This window comes from Bacillus sp. es.036, from assembly GCF_002563635.1.
Classification (GTDB): Bacteria; Bacillota; Bacilli; order Bacillales; family Guptibacillaceae; genus Guptibacillus.
Map to the genome: position 1 here is coordinate 1 of NZ_PDIZ01000001.1, position 18,349 is coordinate 18,349.

At 43.5% G+C, this 18,349-nt stretch carries 13 protein-coding genes and 3 rRNA genes; 14 read left to right on the forward strand and 2 right to left on the reverse strand.

The annotated features are described in order from the left end of the window. The 11 genes from ATG70_RS00005 to ATG70_RS00055 form a co-directional block, all read left to right on the forward strand. Nucleotides 1–474, forward strand: a 474-nt coding sequence (locus ATG70_RS00005; RefSeq protein ID WP_142329522.1) for a potassium transporter TrkG, incomplete at its 5' end; no start/stop codon positions are given. A 301-nt stretch (nt 475–775) separates the two neighbouring features. Continuing rightward, a 16S ribosomal RNA gene (locus ATG70_RS00010) occupies nt 776–2,322 on the forward strand. 301 nt (nt 2,323–2,623) lie between these two features. Then, nucleotides 2,624–5,552: ribosomal RNA gene (locus tag ATG70_RS00015) — 23S ribosomal RNA — on the forward strand. A gap of 92 nt (nt 5,553–5,644) precedes the next feature. Next, a 5S ribosomal RNA gene (gene rrf, locus ATG70_RS00020) occupies nt 5,645–5,761 on the forward strand. Together the 16S, 23S and 5S rRNA genes form the textbook arrangement of a ribosomal RNA operon. A 319-nt stretch (nt 5,762–6,080) precedes the next feature. Further along, entirely contained in the window at nt 6,081–7,493 is a 1,413-nt protein-coding gene (locus tag ATG70_RS00025; RefSeq protein WP_098442351.1) for a cryptochrome/photolyase family protein, read from the forward strand. A 104-nt stretch (nt 7,494–7,597) separates the two neighbouring features. Continuing rightward, the gene (locus tag ATG70_RS00030; protein WP_098442352.1) at nt 7,598–9,088 is read left to right on the forward strand and encodes a spore germination protein; all 1,491 of its coding nucleotides are present in this window, start codon (nt 7,598–7,600) and stop codon (nt 9,086–9,088) included. A gap of 12 nt (nt 9,089–9,100) precedes the next feature. After that, entirely contained in the window at nt 9,101–10,189 is a 1,089-nt protein-coding gene (locus ATG70_RS00035) for a GerAB/ArcD/ProY family transporter (protein ID WP_098442353.1), read from the forward strand. Continuing rightward, a complete protein-coding gene (locus ATG70_RS00040) occupies nt 10,186–11,250 on the forward strand; it encodes a Ger(x)C family spore germination protein (RefSeq protein WP_098442354.1) in 1,065 nt (354 codons plus the stop codon). The genes ATG70_RS00035 and ATG70_RS00040 overlap by 4 nt, the downstream gene beginning before the upstream one ends. Before the next feature lie 137 nt (nt 11,251–11,387). After that, the gene (hutH, locus tag ATG70_RS00045; protein WP_098442355.1) at nt 11,388–12,899 is read left to right on the forward strand and encodes a histidine ammonia-lyase; all 1,512 of its coding nucleotides are present in this window, start codon (nt 11,388–11,390) and stop codon (nt 12,897–12,899) included. 72 nt (nt 12,900–12,971) lie between these two features. Continuing rightward, nucleotides 12,972–13,466: an Lrp/AsnC family transcriptional regulator gene (locus ATG70_RS00050; protein WP_098442356.1), complete on the forward strand. Its 495-nt coding sequence runs from the start codon at nt 12,972–12,974 to the stop codon at nt 13,464–13,466. Next, on the forward strand, nt 13,463–14,641 hold the full coding sequence (locus tag ATG70_RS00055) for an aminotransferase (RefSeq protein WP_098442357.1): 1,179 nt from the start codon (nt 13,463–13,465) through the stop codon (nt 14,639–14,641). Before ATG70_RS00050 ends, ATG70_RS00055 begins: the two co-directional genes overlap by 4 nt. Nucleotides 14,642–14,679: 38 nt before the next feature. On the opposite strand, the gene ATG70_RS00060 is transcribed toward ATG70_RS00055, so the two are convergent. Beyond that, nucleotides 14,680–14,916: a hypothetical protein gene (locus ATG70_RS00060; protein WP_098442358.1), complete on the reverse strand. Its 237-nt coding sequence runs from the start codon at nt 14,914–14,916 to the stop codon at nt 14,680–14,682. 251 nt (nt 14,917–15,167) lie between these two features. On the opposite strand from ATG70_RS00060, the gene queD reads away from it, so the two are divergent. From queD to queC, 3 genes are read left to right on the forward strand one after another with little or no spacing between them, the layout of a single operon-like run. Next, the gene (gene queD / locus ATG70_RS00065) at nt 15,168–15,644 is read left to right on the forward strand and encodes a 6-carboxytetrahydropterin synthase QueD (RefSeq protein ID WP_098442359.1); all 477 of its coding nucleotides are present in this window, start codon (nt 15,168–15,170) and stop codon (nt 15,642–15,644) included. After that, nucleotides 15,637–16,365, forward strand: coding sequence for a 7-carboxy-7-deazaguanine synthase QueE (locus ATG70_RS00070; RefSeq protein ID WP_098442360.1), 729 nt, complete (start codon nt 15,637–15,639; stop codon nt 16,363–16,365). Before queD ends, ATG70_RS00070 begins: the two co-directional genes overlap by 8 nt. Before the next feature lies 1 nt (nt 16,366). Further along, nucleotides 16,367–17,041 carry a 7-cyano-7-deazaguanine synthase QueC gene (queC, locus tag ATG70_RS00075; RefSeq protein ID WP_098442361.1) on the forward strand — a complete coding sequence of 225 codons (675 nt, stop codon included), beginning with the start codon at nt 16,367–16,369 and terminating at the stop codon, nt 17,039–17,041. Nucleotides 17,042–17,176: 135 nt separating this feature from the next. Here the strand turns inward: queC and ATG70_RS00080 are convergent, their stop codons facing one another. Further along, a complete protein-coding gene (locus ATG70_RS00080; RefSeq protein ID WP_098442362.1) occupies nt 17,177–18,262 on the reverse strand; it encodes a citrate synthase/methylcitrate synthase in 1,086 nt (361 codons plus the stop codon). Nucleotides 18,263–18,349: the final 87 nt, after the last annotated feature.

The window sequence follows — 18,349 nt, forward strand, 5'->3', positions numbered from 1 at the left end:
CTGACGACGTTTATCGCTATGCTTCTTTCTGTTAACACTTTCTTAAAAGGAAAGAATGAAGTAACGATCTTTCATAAGACGCTAGCCTTTTCGGTCATTATCAAAGCACTTGCTATTACGGTTATCTCGACAGGGGTTGTTCTAGTAGGGGTTTTCATTCTTGAACTTACGCAAGACTCCCCTTTTCTAGCGAATTTGTTTGAAGTTGTATCGGCGTTTGGTACCGTAGGACTATCAATGGGGATAACGGGTAATCTAGATGGCATTGGGAAGCTCACGATTATTGTGATCATGATGGTAGGGAAACTAGGACCCCTCACACTAGCCTTTATCTTTGCTTCTAAGAAAACACCAAAAATCAGATATCCTGAAGAAAGAAGTACTGACAGGTTAAAATGGTTTCTGATTAACTTTTTTATGAATGGGCATCAGATGGTAAAGATAATAGAGATAGCAAAAAGACCGGTTACGTAAATAGGTAAACCGGTCTTTTAAAAAGATAGGAAAATAATTCTCGAAAACTATTGACGACATTATATCACCATGGTAAGATGGTTCTTGTCACTTCGAAACATTAGCAACAACTTACATACGAAAATGTTTTTAAAAAAGACATTGACTAAATGAGAGATTGCTGGTAAGATAGAAGTTGTCACTCGGGAGAAACGAACCGAGATTAATAGAATTAAATCGATCTTTGAAAACTGAACGAAACGCCATGTAAGTAGTTGTTTCTACGGAAACAAAAATTGTTTTAAAAGCTAGATTAAGCTTTCTATCGGAGAGTTTGATCCTGGCTCAGGACGAACGCTGGCGGCGTGCCTAATACATGCAAGTCGAGCGAAGAGATGGGAGCTTGCTCCCTGATCTTAGCGGCGGACGGGTGAGTAACACGTGGGCAACCTGCCCTGCAGACTGGGATAACTCCGGGAAACCGGAGCTAATACCGGGTAATACATCGCACCGCATGGTGCAATGTTGAAAGTTGGCTTTCTGAGCTAACACTGCAGGATGGGCCGCGGCGCATTAGCTAGTTGGTAAGGTAATGGCTTACCAAGGCGACGATGCGTAGCCGACCTGAGAGGGTGATCGGCCACACTGGGACTGAGACACGGCCCAGACTCCTACGGGAGGCAGCAGTAGGGAATCTTCCGCAATGGACGAAAGTCTGACGGAGCAACGCCGCGTGAGTGACGAAGGCCTTCGGGTCGTAAAGCTCTGTTGTTAGGGAAGAACAAGTACCGTTCGAATAGGGCGGTACCTTGACGGTACCTAACCAGAAAGCCACGGCTAACTACGTGCCAGCAGCCGCGGTAATACGTAGGTGGCAAGCGTTGTCCGGAATTATTGGGCGTAAAGCGCGCGCAGGCGGTCTTTTAAGTCTGATGTGAAAGCCCACGGCTCAACCGTGGAGGGTCATTGGAAACTGGAGGACTTGAGTGCAGAAGAGGAGAGTGGAATTCCACGTGTAGCGGTGAAATGCGTAGATATGTGGAGGAACACCAGTGGCGAAGGCGGCTCTCTGGTCTGTAACTGACGCTGAGGCGCGAAAGCGTGGGGAGCAAACAGGATTAGATACCCTGGTAGTCCACGCCGTAAACGATGAGTGCTAGGTGTTGGGGGTTCCACCCTCAGTGCTGAAGTTAACACATTAAGCACTCCGCCTGGGGAGTACGACCGCAAGGTTGAAACTCAAAGGAATTGACGGGGGCCCGCACAAGCAGTGGAGCATGTGTTTAATTCGAAGCAACGCGAAGAACCTTACCAGGTCTTGACATCCTCTGAAAATCCTGGAGACAGGACGTTCCCCTTCGGGGGACAGAGTGACAGGTGGTGCATGGTTGTCGTCAGCTCGTGTCGTGAGATGTTGGGTTAAGTCCCGCAACGAGCGCAACCCTTGATCTTAGTTGCCAGCATTTAGTTGGCACTCTAAGGTGACTGCCGGTGACAAACCGGAGGAAGGTGGGGATGACGTCAAATCATCATGCCCTTATGACCTGGGCTACACACGTGCTACAATGGACGGTACAAAGGGCAGCAACACCGCGAGGTGAAGCAAATCCCATAAAGCCGTTCTCAGTTCGGATTGCAGGCTGCAACTCGCCTGCATGAAGCCGGAATTGCTAGTAATCGCGGATCAGCATGCCGCGGTGAATACGTTCCCGGGCCTTGTACACACCGCCCGTCACACCACGAGAGTTTGTAACACCCGAAGTCGGTGGGTAACCTTTATGGAGCCAGCCGCCGAAGGTGGGACAAATGATTGGGGTGAAGTCGTAACAAGGTAGCCGTATCGGAAGGTGCGGCTGGATCACCTCCTTTCTATGGAGAATTACGAAGGTAACTTACGTTACCAACCTTACATGAGCGTTTCGTTTAGTTTTGAAAGAATGATTACTTCTTTCAAAACGTGGCTTATATGATGAAACAGATGTGCACCTGCGTCTTCGAGTAACGCTAACGATGTTGGCTTCCTCGGTGCAAGGCAGCATAGAAGTGGATTCAAGTAGTAGCCTTGTTCCTTGAAAACTAGATAGCATAAACAACGACATCCAATAATTATTTTTATGCAAGAACTTAGTAATAACTGATGCGTTATGGCAGCAATGCCTAACAAATCGAAGGTTAAGCTACTAAGGGCGCACGGTGGATGCCTTGGCACTAGAAGCCTAAGAAGGACGGGACGAACACCGATATGCTTCGGGGAGCTGTAAGTACGCTTTGATCCGGAGATTTCCGAATGGGGGAACCCACCATCTTTAATAGGATGGTATCCATTTCTGAATACATAGGGAATGGAAGGCAGACCCGGGGAACTGAAACATCTCATTACCCGGAGGAAGAGAAAGCAAATGCGATTTCCTGAGTAGCGGCGAGCGAAACGGAATCAGCCCAAACCAGAGGGCTTGCCCTCTGGGGTTGTAGGACGTCTCTTTGGAGTTACAAAGGCACGGATAGACGAAGCGACCTGGAAAGGTCCATCAGAGAAGGTAACAATCCTGTAGTCAAAATCCGCTGCCCTCCGAGACGGATCCTGAGTACGGCGGGACACGTGAAACCCCGTCGGAATCTGGGAGGACCATCTCCAAGGCTAAATACTCTCTAGTGACCGATAGTGAACCAGTACCGTGAGGGAAAGGTGAAAAGCACCCCGGAAGGGGAGTGAAAGAGAACCTGAAACCGTGTGCCTACAACTAGTTGGAGCCCGTTAATGGGTGACAGCGTGCCTTTTGTAGAATGAACCGGCGAGTTACGATCCCGTGCAAGGTTAAGCTGATAAGGCGGAGCCGCAGCGAAAGCGAGTCTGAATAGGGCGAAATAGTACGTGGTCGTAGACCCGAAACCAGGTGATCTACCCATGTCCAGGGTGAAGTTCAGGTAACACTGAATGGAGGCCCGAACCCACGCATGTTGAAAAATGCGGGGATGAGGTGTGGGTAGCGGTGAAATGCCAATCGAACCTGGAGATAGCTGGTTCTCTCCGAAATAGCTTTAGGGCTAGCCTCGCGGCAAGAATCTTGGAGGTAGAGCACTGATTGGACTAGGGGTCCTTACCGGATTACCGAATCCAGTCAAACTCCGAATGCCAACGATTTATCCGCGGGAGTCAGACTGCGAGTGATAAGATCCGTAGTCGAGAGGGAAACAGCCCAGACCACCAGCTAAGGTCCCAAAGTATACGTTAAGTGGAAAAGGATGTGGCGTTGCTTAGACAACCAGGATGTTGGCTTAGAAGCAGCCATCATTTAAAGAGTGCGTAATAGCTCACTGGTCGAGTGACGCTGCGCCGAAAATGTACCGGGGCTAAACGTATCACCGAAGCTGTGGATTGTCTTACGACAATGGTAGGAGAGCGTTCTAAGGGCTGTGAAGTCAGACCGAAAGGACTGGTGGAGCGCTTAGAAGTGAGAATGCCGGTATGAGTAGCGAAAGACAAGTGAGAATCTTGTCCGTCGAAAGCCCAAGGTTTCCTGAGGAAGGCTCGTCCGCTCAGGGTTAGTCGGGACCTAAGCCGAGGCCGAAAGGCGTAGGCGATGGATAACAGGTTGATATTCCTGTACCACCTCCTTTCCGTTTGAACGACGGGGGGACGCAGAAAGATAGGGAGAGCGCGCCGCTGGAAATGCGCGTCCAAGCGATTAGGCTGGTGAATAGGTAAATCCGTTCACCGTGAAGGCTGAGTCGTGATGGCGAGGGAAATTTAGTACCGAAGTCCTTGATTCTACGCTGCCAAGAAAAGCCTCTAGTGAGGAAAGAGGTGCCCGTACCGCAAACCGACACAGGTAGGCGAGGAGAGAATCCTAAGACGATCGGGAGAACTCTCGTTAAGGAACTCGGCAAAATGACCCCGTAACTTCGGGAGAAGGGGTGCTTCCTCGGGTTAATAGCCCAGGGGAGCCGCAGTGAAAAGATCCAAGCGACTGTTTAGCAAAAACACAGGTCTCTGCAAAGCCGTAAGGCGAAGTATAGGGGCTGACACCTGCCCGGTGCTGGAAGGTTAAGAGGAGGGGTTATCCCTTACGGGAGAAGCTCTGAATCGAAGCCCCAGTAAACGGCGGCCGTAACTATAACGGTCCTAAGGTAGCGAAATTCCTTGTCGGGTAAGTTCCGACCCGCACGAAAGGTGCAACGACTTGGATACTGTCTCAACGAGAGACCCGGTGAAATTATAGTACCTGTGAAGATGCAGGTTACCCGCGACAGGACGGAAAGACCCCATGGAGCTTTACTGTAGCCTGATATTGGATTTTGGTACAGCTTGTACAGGATAGGTAGGAGCCATAGAAGTCGGACCGCCAGGTTCGATGGAGGCGTCGGTGGGATACTACCCTGGCTGTACTGACATTCTAACCCAGCACCGTGATCCGGTGCGGAGACAGTGTCAGGTGGGCAGTTTGACTGGGGCGGTCGCCTCCTAAAGTGTAACGGAGGCGCCCAAAGGTTCCCTCAGAATGGTTGGAAATCATTCGCAGAGTGTAAAGGCACAAGGGAGCTTGACTGCGAGACCTACAAGTCGAGCAGGGACGAAAGTCGGGCTTAGTGATCCGGTGGTTCCGCATGGAAGGGCCATCGCTCAACGGATAAAAGCTACCCTGGGGATAACAGGCTTATCTCCCCCAAGAGTCCACATCGACGGGGAGGTTTGGCACCTCGATGTCGGCTCATCGCATCCTGGGGCTGAAGTAGGTCCCAAGGGTTGGGCTGTTCGCCCATTAAAGCGGTACGCGAGCTGGGTTCAGAACGTCGTGAGACAGTTCGGTCCCTATCCGTCGCGGGCGCAGGAAATTTGAGAGGAGCTGTCCTTAGTACGAGAGGACCGGGATGGACACACCGCTGGTGTACCAGTTGTTCCGCCAGGAGCATAGCTGGGTAGCTACGTGTGGAAGGGATAAGTGCTGAAAGCATCTAAGCATGAAGCCCCCCTCGAGATGAGATTTCCCACAGCATTAAGCTGGTAAGATCCCTTAGAGATGATGAGGTAGATAGGTTCGGGGTGGAAGCGTGGCAACACGTGGAGCTGACGAATACTAATCGATCGAGGGCTTAACCTAAAACGAAAGTGATGTGAGCTTGTCTCACTAAACTTGATATTATTGGAATACGTTGTGCGTGCTATCTAGTTTTCAGGGAATACCCTGTAAAGTCTAGTGACGATGGCGAAGAGGTCACACCCGTTCCCATGCCGAACACGGAAGTTAAGCTCTTCAGCGCCGATGGTAGTTGGGGGATCTCCCCCTGCAAGAGTAGGACGTCGCTGGGCAAAGAAGAAAGGCGAGAGACCAAATGGTTTCTCGCTTTTTTTTGTATGGTTTTTAGATGAGTTTTCACTAGCTCCAAGCCCTCATTCATGACGTTCGCGGAATTAATCTCAAATTCGCGGAAATATCATATAAAATCGCGGAATAAATTCAACTATCGCCGAATTATCTGGAATATCGCGGGATTATTAACTACTTTCCACTTATTGCCCTCATATATCATGCTCAAAGAATTAACCTTAAACCTAATCATTCTTCTAACACATTAAAACTATCAACAACTCTTCACTCGACTTAAAATAAGAGAAGAGGTGAAGGAATATGAGTAAAACCGTTATTGTCTGGTTTCGTCGGGATTTTCGTTTAAACGATCATACTGCTCTTGAAAAGGCAATTTCCTATTGCGAAGAAAACGATGCAAAATGGATGGGGATTTTTCAATTAGATCCACATTTCACGGAAAACATTGATCTTCATCATGATTATTTTTTTCAAACGGTAGCACAGTTTCAAAATAGGTGCCAAAAGGAAAATATCCCTTTCAAAATTGTTTATGGTCATCCGATTGATGTATTTGAAAAAGTAACAGACACCTTAGATGTGAAAGCCGTCTTCTTTAATGAAGACAAAGCAGGTTACGGTGCGCGTCGTGATGAAGAAGTTTGTGATTGGTTAAAGGAAAAAGAGATCGAATTTCATTTTTATCATGATTATTATTTACACGACACACCAGATGTAAGGAAACAAGATACTACGATGTACAAAGTCTTTACACCGTACTATAAGCAGTGGCGCACATTGAAGAAACCACAAGTGCTCCAGATTGATTTAAAGAAAGTTAAGAATTATGCTCTCGAGATCAGTAATTCTCTTAATTCTGATAAAGAATTTAACAACATATTAGAACAGTGTGAGCGTGAATGGAAAGCGATTGGAGAAAAGAGTGCCCATCAGCGTGCAAGGCGTTTTGTGAAAGAAAGATTAAAGGATTATGATCATCATCGTGATATTCCTTCACTCGTTGGGACAAGCAAATTATCTCCATACTTAAAAACGGGCACACTTTCTGTTCGAACACTTTTTCATATGGTAGCAGAAAATGATAATAAAGGGGCAGAAACGTTTATCCAGGAACTTGCCTGGCGGGATTTTTATGGAATGGTTCATGAGGAATTTCCTGAATTTCGAGAGCGTGAGTTTCAATCAAAATACCAAGGGATTCCATGGAATGACGATAATGATAAATTAAACAATTGGAAAAAGGGAGAAACTGGTTTTCCAATTGTTGATGCTGGGATGAGACAATTAAATCAAGAGGGATGGATGCATAATCGACTCAGAATGATCACTGCCTCCTTTCTTACTAAAGACTACCTTATTGATTGGAGAAGTGGTGAACGTTATTTCGAAGAAAAGCTGATTGATTATGATGAGTCTTCTAACACTGGAGGCTGGCAGTGGGCTTCTTCCACTGGTACAGATGCCGTTCCTTATTTTCGGATTTTTAACCCTACCACGCAAGCAGAGCGTTTTGATCCGGATGGGACTTACATTCGAAAGTACGTTCCAGAATTAAAGAACGTCCCGAGAAAATATATCCATCAACCATCGAAAATGAGCGATCAAGAGCAAAAGGAAAGTAGTTGTGTCATTGGACAAGATTATCCTCACCCAACCGTCGATCATAAAGAACAGCGTCAAAAGGTACTTAGTGTTTATAAAGAAAGAACATGATGAGATCAGGTGCTTCTTAGCATCTGATCTTTTTTTGTGGGATAAGGGGATGAGAACTGTGCATCCTAAGTGGAAGAGACTGTAACGTACGGAGATGATTACTTTTGAAATGGTTTAAGAGAGGTGCATCTGAAAAACCGAGTACATTAGAAGAAATGGTAAAGGATCTGAAGCAATCAATCGATTTTGTTGCTTATGAGAACAAAGAAAGTGATCAGCCTTATCGTTTAATCTACTTTGCCTCTCTTATTGATCCTGAACAGTTACATCGGGATATTTTACCTGTAATAAAGGAGTGCGAATCGAAATCGCTTGAAGGTCTAAAAGGCATTCTTCCAATTGAGAATATTGAAATCTCATCAAAACTGTCACTCATCCAAGAACGTTTATTGGAAGGGCATGTCGCTGTTCAGCTTTCAAGGGGGCAAAAAGTACTGCTCGTTAACATTAGTCTACGTAAATCAAGGGATCTCTCTGCTCCAGAAATTGAATTTAGCGTAATGGGACCGAAAGAAGGTTTAGTTGAGGATCTTCATACAAATATGAATTTACTTAGGCGCAGAATTCCCCATCCTAGGTTAAGGATGAAGGAAATTACAGTAGGAACGGTCAGTAAAACAAAGGTTGTAGTCGCTTTTATAGAAGGTGTTGCAAGTGAGCAAAATATCAACACAGTTATGCAGCGTCTGGAAGATCTTGATTTTGATATTATTTCTGATTCTTCTTTTATTGGTCAGATGTTAGAAGATAACTCGTTCTCAGTTTTTCCACAAATGATTGATACTGAAAGAACCGATCGGATTACGGGGCATATGAATTTTGGTGCTTTTGCAATCTTAACAGAAGGGTCTTCTAATGCTTTAATTGGTCCGATAAACTTTGGCCAATTGTTAGTTTCGTTTGAAGATTATTATCTAGGTTGGAATATTGCTTCTTTTTTCCGTATTGTTCGAATGATTGCGATCTTGGCATCTATTATTGCAACCCCATTGTACGTTGCCGTATTAACGTATCATTATGAATTATTTCCATCTAAGCTATTAGCAACGTTAATTTCTTCAAGAAGTGACATTCCTTTTTCACCAGTTATTGAAGTGTTTTTTCTTGAAGTCACGATTGATTTATTACGGGAAGCTGGAGCAAGAATGCCGACAAAAGTTGGTCAAACACTTGGTATCGTTGGTGGTATTGTCATCGGAACGGCTGCAGTAGAAGCTTCCCTTACAAGTAATATCCTTCTAATATTAGTTGCGTTGTCAGCGCTAGCATCCTTTACAACGCCTGTTTACCGCATGACAAATACCATTCGGTTTTTGCGCTATCCTTTGATTGTGTTCGCTCAATTTCTAGGTTTGATCGGTGTCGCGCTATTTGGCTTATTTATTTTGACACATATGATTCGCTTAACGTCATTTGGAAATCCGTATCTGGCGCCATTATATCCGCCAAGAATAAAAGATTGGTCTGACTCTTTCTTCCGTTTGCCTTATGTGATGCAAAAAAACAGGTTTCAATTTTTTCGAGGAAACCAATCAACACGCTTTAAGGATAAGAAAAAAAAGTCAAAGCATTCGTTGGACTTTGATGAGCAGTAGAGGGTGAGTTGTATGGAGCAGAATCGCAAAGATCTTCTAATTTCACCATTCCTAATCATGTTTATTATTCATAGTAATCAAGTGGGAGTCGGGATATTAGGATTTCCGAGGTATATTGCGGCTTATACAGGGCATGATGCCTGGATTGTCGTGGTTATAACGGGGGTCATTTTTCATGTTTTTATATGGATGATGTACCGTGTTCTTAGTGATGGCTCGTTCGATATTATCGACCTTCATAATAAATGGTTTGGGAAATGGATTGGCTCCGTATTTAACATTGCTCTCATGATGTACTTACTATTAGGTACGATTGTCATACTACGCACGTTTATAGAAGTGATTCAGGCTTGGATGTTTCCTGAGTTAGCGACATGGATCCCAGTGGCGATGTATCTTTTGTTAACGTATTACGTCCTAGCAGGAGGGTTTCGTACTGTCGCAGGTATTTGTTTTTTTGGTGTGATTATTCCGATTTGGTTAGTATTTACGGTAACTGCTCCTATCAAATTTTCTACCTTTAGTAATTTACTGCCAATCATGGATCATTCCTTAAAGGAGTTTGCTCTTGGAACAAGGCAAATGACGCTCAGTTATGTAGGGGTTGATATTTTATTACTGGCCTACCCCTTTTTGAAAAATCCGAAAAGCTCGCGTATATGGGCACATATGGGCGTACTACTAACAACCTTGGTTTATACGATGGTGATGATCGTTTCATTAGCATTTTATAGCGAGGGGCAACTTCAACAGTCCATTTGGTCAACGTTAATCGCCTGGAAAGTAGTGGAGCTTCCTTTTGTGGAGCGATTTGAGTATATCGGTATTACTTTCTGGTGTTTTGTTGTTTTTCCAAACATTTGTCTTACCATGTGGGGAGCCAGTCGTGTTGGTAAAAAAGTGCTTCATATAAAGCAGAAGTACTTTATTTTTATTCTTATCACATTTGTATTTATCGCATGTGTAATGGTTGTCAATCGCGATCAAGTTGACTATCTAAATACGCTAACCTCTATAATAGGGACTTATGTGTACTACTTTTATATCCCATTTATTTTCCTATACAGTACGATTTGGAGAAGGGTGACAAGGCGAATATGAAATATGTGTGTAGCTTACTCCTATTTTGTTTTCTACTTACGGGGTGTGTGGCGGAAGAAATTATTGATGAAGTTCCCATTCTGTTTATTGTAGGATATGACCAGGGAGAAGATGGAAAGATAAAAGGAACGATCTCCCTACAAACATTTGATCCCAATCAAGAGGTAGAAACGAGAGCTTTTGAAGCGGAAGCTTATACGAGTAAAGGGCTTAGGAATCAATTAAGCGGACTTCCTAAGCCAATTTCGATTGGAAAAATGGCTGTTTTGCTATTTAGTGAAGATATGGCGGAAGAAGGAATTATTGATATTCTAGATAGTTTCTTGAGAGACCCTGCAGCAGGCCGATTGATTTATGTTGGGGTTGTAGAGGGAAGTGCAAGTGAATTAATTAAAAATGAATTTCAATATTTGCAAGGAATCGGTCCATTTTTACAGAATCTTATTAAGCAATCAGTTGAGTATGGGAATATGCCACAAAATAATATTCATTTATTCGATTACAAATATTATGGTGATGGAATGGATCCGGTTACTCCTATTCTGAGGATGGAAGAAACTGAGGTTAAAATTAAAGGTCTTGCTTTGTTTGATGATGATAAAATGGTAGGTAAGCTTAACCTAGATGAAATGTTTATATTTGCTTTGATTAATAAAAGTTTCAGCGCAGGGTTATATGAATTAGAGCTTCCTGATGGCGAGTACGCAAACTTACAAAAAATAAAATCAAAGGTAAAATATAAAGTAGAAAACGGGAATACAGATCCTTCACTAAACATATCAGTTAAGTTAAATGGCAATATAGTAGAATATACCGGTGAAAAGTTAACAAAGCAAAAGAAGACAGAAATCGCACAAACATTCGAAAAGAAAGTAGAAGCGCAGGGACTTGACATGATAGCTCAATTTCAAAAGTTAGGAATTGATCCTTTCTCCATAGGTGACCATGCCCGAAGTCAAACAAGAAACTTTGATTTTAAAAAATGGGATGAACGTTATCCGAATCTTCCTGTTACGATTGATGTAAAAGTGAACATTGGAGAATCAGGTATCATTGACTAAGGAAGGGTGTGGAAGGCCCATGAGCAATTACACCAATTCGAGTGATAGCAAAAACCGTTTTAAAAATCGATTCGATTTTTAAAACGGTTTTTTTCATGGACCTTTACTTAGATAATAAGGTAGAGGAGTGGGCGAATATGATTCTTCTAGATGGCAATCGTTTATCACTTGCGCAATTAAGAGAACTTTTATATAACGGTGAACGAGCTGATTGTTCATATAAAAGCTTACAGAGGGTAGATGAGAGTAGAGAAGCAGTGGAAACAATAGTGGCGAACGGCAAAACGGTGTATGGTATTACGACTGGATTTGGTAAGTTAAGCGATGTTCATATCCCTTCTTCAGATGTTGATCAGCTACAGTTAAATCTTATTTATTCGCATGCGTGCGGAGTAGGAGACCCGTTTCCACCGATTGTCTCAAAAGCGATGCTATTGCTTCGTGCAAATGCTTTGCTAAAAGGCTTTTCAGGTATTAGACGTGAAGTCATTGAACGCCTGATTTTGTACGCGAATGAGGATATTCTTCCCGTCGTACCTCAACAGGGTTCCCTTGGGGCTAGTGGTGATCTTGCTCCGTTAGCTCATCTCGCCTTGCCGTTACTAGGAGAAGGAGAAGTGGTTTACCGGGGAAAACGCGAAAAAGCAAACGTTCCGTTAAAGGTGAAAGGAATTCAACCAATACAGTTAACAGCAAAAGAAGGTCTTGCCTTAATTAATGGTACTCAAGCGATGACGGCTATGGGAGCTGTTACTTATCTAGAAGCCGAGAAACTTGCCTATGAAGCCGATGGTATTTCAGCGCTAACATTAGAAGGATTACGAGCGATTACAGATGCTTTTGATGAAAGAATCCACTTGGCAAGAGGATATCCTGAGCAAATGGATGTAGCAAGAAGGTTAAGAAAACTTTTAAAAGGCAGTCGACTAACGACTAAACAGGGTGAAGTTAGGGTGCAAGACGCTTACTCTATTCGCTGTATCCCTCAAGTTCACGGTGCGTCCTGGCAGGCGCTGGGTTATGTGAAAGAAAAGCTCGAAATCGAGATGAATGCGGCAACAGATAACCCACTTATTTTTGATGGAGGGGCGAAAGTTCTATCTGGTGGGAATTTTCATGGTCAGCCAATCGCACTGGCGATGGACTTTCTTTCCATTGCCATGGCTGAGTTTGGTAGTATCTCAGAACGACGCATTGAGCGGCTTGTTAATCCGCAATTAAATGATTTACCTGCATTTCTAAGCCCAGAGCCGGGGCTCCAATCAGGTGCTATGATCATGCAATATGCGGCTGCTTCCCTTGTCTCCGAGAATAAAACGTTAGCACATCCTGCTTCAGTTGATTCGATCCCCTCTTCAGCTAATCAAGAGGATCATGTTAGTATGGGAACGATTGGAGCTCGTCATGCGTCGCAAATTACGACAAACGTTAGAAGGATTCTCGCCATTGAAGCCATTTGTGCCATGCAGGGGATTGCATACCGAGGTGAAGACCAACTCTCTCCTGAAACGAAACGAATTTACCAGGCGGGTAGACAGATTGTTAAAATAATTGATTGTGATCGTATTTTTTCATATGATATTGAGCGTTTCACAGAGTGGTTGAAAAACGAGAATGAGATTACGAATATTGTGCTAGGATTAAAGTAGATTTGAGTGAAATGAAATAAAGCAATAAGAATGATATAGTAGATGAAATAGATACAATCAGGGGGCCTTTCCATGAATGAAAAAGAAATCGAAATTCTTGAGATTTTAGAAGAAAATGCGCGTATTCCAATGGATGTGCTAGCCGATATGGTTGAAATGTCGGTTGAAGAAGTAGAGAAAACAATCAAGAGACTTGAAGAGCAAAACATTATTTTGAATTATTCGTCTGTCATCAACTGGGATAAGACATCTGGAGTAGATGGAGTTGCAGCCATGATTGATGTGAAAGTAACACCAAAACGAGACGTTGGCTTTGATGAAATCGCTGAACGAATTTATCGTTTTCCAGAAGTGAAAGCTGTTTACCTGATGTCAGGTGCGTTCGATTTATCTGTACAGATCGAAGGTAAAACAATGAAAGAAGTGGCCTTTTTTGTCTCAAATAAGCTATCGACGCTCGATTCAGTTCTTTCGACAACAACGCATTTTCTGCTAAAGAAATATAAACATGACGGTGTCATCTTTGAACCCGAAAAGAAAGATAAGCGGATTGTGGTGTCGCCATGAAGCATGTTCAACAGCACTATGTGTCTAAAACCGCTTCACAATTAAAACCATCAGGCATTCGAAAGTTCTTTGACCTTGCCTCACAAATGGATAACGTTATTTCACTTGGTGTTGGTGAGCCTGATTTTGTGACACCGTGGAATGTATGTGAAGCTGGCTACGCTTCACTTGAAAGCGGTTATACGGCTTATACGGCAAATGCAGGGTTACTTGAGTTAAGAGAAGAAATTTCTTCGTATCTGTCAGAGCAATTTTCACTCAATTATTCAGCTGAATCTCAAATCATTTTAACGGTAGGAGCAAGTCAGGCGATTGATTTGGCTTTTCGAGCGGTGATAGATCCAGGCGACGAAGTTATCATTGTCGAACCTGGTTTTGTCGCCTATGCTCCAGCCGTCACGCTCGCAGGGGGTACGCCTGTTTCCTTAGAGACAAAGGCAGAAGATGAGTTTAAAATCACTCGTGAATCGCTTGAAAAAGTGATAACGAAGCGGACAAAAGCCATTCTTCTTTGTTTTCCGAGCAATCCAACAGGTGCAACGATGTCTGAAGCAGAACTTAAGAGTGTAACGGATGTAATTGAAGAACATGATCTTCTCGTATTATCGGATGAGATTTATGCGGAATTAACATACGATGAAACGCACTACAGCATTGCACGTGTCAATGGAATGAGAGAGCGTACGATTCTAATTTCTGGTTTCTCAAAAGCATTTGCGATGACTGGGTGGAGACTAGGTTATGTGACCGGTCCTGAAGAGATCATTTCGGCCATGTTGAAGATTCATCAATACACGATGATGTGTGCGCCCACAATTGCACAGCATGGGGCACTTGAAGCGTTGAAAAGTGGGAGAGAAGATCTCGAGCGAATGAAGAAGAGCTACCGTCAGCGAAGGAATTTCCTCGTGAAATCATTTAATAATATCGGTCTTTCTTGTCACATGCCAGGTGGTGCATTCTATGCGTTCCCATCCATACAGGCAACTGGAATGACGTCTGATGAATTCGCTGAAAAGCTATTAGAAGAAGAGCGGGTTGCCGTTGTTCCAGGGCACGTCTTTGGTGCCGGTGGCGAAGGGTATGTTCGCTGTTCATACGCAACATCCATTGATTCCTTGCAAGAAGCGGTTAAGCGAATTGAACGTTTCGTGAAACGTCGTCAACAAGCATAATGGAGAACGCCGTCCATCACTTTGGACGGCGTTATGTATTAATAGGACGTTGGATCATCTTTACTCATTGTGATACCAGAAGATGATTGTTTTGCCACCAGCTGACGCAGCAATTCATTTTGCTCCTGATCTGATGCGTTCTTTCGCTTCATAAAGCTCATGGTCTTAAAAATAAAGACAATCGTTAAAACAATGATAAATAAAAGAATGGCGACATAAAGAAAACCAAAAAGACCAAAAAGCACACCAAAACCTTCCATTCCACTTTCAGACATACTCTCTCACCTCCATTTTATTTGTATATTTTACCACTTCCTCAACCAAATGAAACCTCATCAAAAGGGGAGGCATACCAATCGCCTTTTCTTAACAGACGTGGTGTGATATTATTATCTAGTTGGAGAGTTCGTAATTCCCTCCTCTCGTAAAACAAAACTAGGGACCGTGAAAATGATAGCCCAGATCTCTGAATGGAGTTGGGGTTTTTCATGCGTCTCCCTTACTGAATAATGAAGGGGGCTTTTTTATGTCTTTTATGATTCCAAAGAAGGTTGAAGTACTTGGAGAAGATATTCAGAAAAGCGAATTAAAATATCATCATAAACGGGTAGCCGTTACGAAGGAATTTACATTTGATGCCGCTCATCACCTGCATTGCTATGATGGCAAGTGCAAAAGCATGCATGGGCATACGTATAAATTAGTGATCACGATCAGTGGATATGTTAATGACATTGGTATATCAGTTGATTTTGGTGAGATTAAAACATTATTTAAAGAAGTGATTGATTCGAAGTTAGATCACCGTTATTTGAATGACGTCCTTCCAAACATGAACACAACAGCTGAAAATATGATTGTCTGGATGTGGGAACAGTTGGATCAGGCCCTTACAGAACGCAAGATGAAAGATCTTGGTCAGCGCATCGAGGAACTGGTTCTTTACGAGACACCAACAAGCTACGCAACGCTGAAGCGGGAATGGATGGAAGAAAATGAGTAAATGGGATCTACCAGAACAATCCGAATATATGCAGTGGGAATTACCGATGGTTGAGGTGTTTGAGACAGTAGAAGGAGAGGGAACGCGAGCGGGTTTTCCAACCGTTTTTGTACGCGTCTTTCACTGTAACTTACGCTGTAGCTGGTGTGATACGCCGTATAGCTATGCTCCGGATAAAGCAGAATACACAGGATCTATTGCCTCGATTATTGATCAAATTAAGCAATATAAGAGCCGTCATATTTGTTTTACAGGTGGAGAACCACTGATCCATCGTGAAAAATCAATGGCGCTCCTTCAAGCGATGGTGGATCTACCGCATATTGAAGACATTCACATTGAAACGAACGGAGCGATTGATCTCACTCCGTATGAAGCCGTTAGAAGAGACGATAAAGTATGGCAAGAAAAAGTTCGATTTGTGATGGACTATAAGCTTCCTGATTCTGGTGAGCAGCATCGTATGCTTCATGAGAACTTTACACTGCTTGATACGCAGGATGAAATCAAATTTGTGATTGGGTCTGATGAAGATTTCACTGTCGCTAGTGAGGTTGTTGCAGAAAATCATCAAAAAGGCCAGATCCTTTATAGCCCAGTGTGGGAAACGATGCCGCCACATAAGCTCGTTGATAAAATTCTAGAAGCCGGATTGAGTCAAGTGAAGCTAAGTATGCAGCTTCATAAGATTATTTGGGATCCGAACCGAAGAGGTGTGTAACATGAGTAAAAAAGCAGTGATCGTTTTAAGCGGTGGCTTAGATAGCACGACATGTATGGGAATGGCGAAGGAAAAAGGGTATGAGCTTTACCCGATTACGTTTCACTATGGTCAAAAGCATAACCGCGAAGTCGAGCAGGCCAAAAAAGTAGCGGACTATTACAATGCACCTGATCACCGCATTGTGAACATTAGCTTTCTCAATCAAATCGGGGGCAGTGCTCTTACAGATGACTCAATAGATGTACCGACAGATATGGATGAAGATGAGATCCCCGTAACTTACGTACCCGCACGTAATATGATCTTTCTTTCCCTTGCATCTGCTTACGCAGAAGTAATTGGTGCAGAAGCGATCTATATCGGCGTATCGGCCGTTGACTACAGTGGTTATCCCGATTGTCGACCTGAGTTCATAGATAGCATGAATGAAACCGTTAATTTAGCTACAAAAGCAGGCGCAACAGGTAGTGAGATGAAGATTGAGACACCTCTAATTAACTTGACGAAAGCTGATACGGTTAGCGAAGGGCTAAGGTTGAATGTCCCTTATGAACTAACAACATCATGCTACAATGGTGAAGAAGAAGCGTGCGGCGAGTGTGATAGCTGCCGTTTACGTTTGAAAGGTTTTGAAGAAGCTGGAGCGGTTGATCCGATTCCATATAAAGCTTAATTCATAGTAGAAAAGCTGCCTGCCGGGTGATCCCGACAGGCAGCTTTTTGGGGTTTGGCTAATATACACATAATTTAGCCAATAAGCTTCTTTTCGGAGGCTTGGTTCGACAAATAGCGCGAGTGACAGGCACCACTACTCCGGCATATTCCCGCTATAAACAGAGGATGGTCGAATAATTCGGTTATTTTCATTTTGCTCATAGACGTGAGCGATCCAACCAGCAGTTCTTGCTGCTGTAAATGTCGGCGTAAATAGTTCTGTAGGAAGTTCAATGGCTCTTAAGATCGCTGCGGCATAGTATTCAACATTCGCATAAAGTTTTCGATCAGGTTTGTACTCATGTAAAAGGCGTACAGCAGTTTCTTCTACTTCGTGTGCTAATTGAAACTCTTCATCATCATAAAAGTCTGATGTGATTTCGCTTAAAGCGGTAGCACGGGGGTCTCGGGTTTTATAGACGCGATGTCCAAAGCCCATAAGCTTCTCACGATTTTCAAGCTTATGCCGTAATACTTTCTCAACGTCTCCATCTCGCTTTATTTCGTCTAACAAATCTATTACACCAGTTGGAGCGCCACCGTGAAGTGGCCCTTTCATAGCACCAATCGCTCCTGTAATAGCCGATGCCAGGTCACTTTCAGTTGAAGCAATCACGCGTGCTGTAAATGTAGACGCATTTAGACCATGCTCCATTGTTAAAATAAAATACGCTGTTAATGCTTTCACATGATTGTCCTGAGGTTGTTTACCAGTGAGCATGTATAAATAATTCCCTACATGCGAGAGTGATAAGTCTGGTTCGATGATCGGTAATCCTTTTTGGGTTCGATAGCGATAAGCAATGATTGTCGGAACAATACTCAGAAGTTGAATGCCTTGTTCCTGGGTAGCTGGAAACTGAAATGATTGATTTCCTAAGGAAGATAGAACAGTTCGCACAACGCTCATCATTTCCATAGTTTCTGGCAAGCGGTTGATAATTTCTTTATGACTCGTCGATAAAACTCTTGCTTCACCAAGTGATGAAGTAAAAGCATTTAGTTGCTTAGCATCAGGAAACACGCCATTCCATAGAAAATAGGCGGCCTCTTCAAATGACTTTTCTTTTGCGATGCGTTTGGCCCATTCTCCTCGATAGACGAGCCATCCATTCTCTCCATCCACAAGGCTGATTTTGGAATCAGCTGCAACGACTCCTTCTAAACCTGCATGAATCATATGCTCAACTCCATTCTGTTCGTCTTGTTTTTAGTCTATCGTTTCGTTATGATTATGACTAATAAATTATTAACTTATAATTAATAG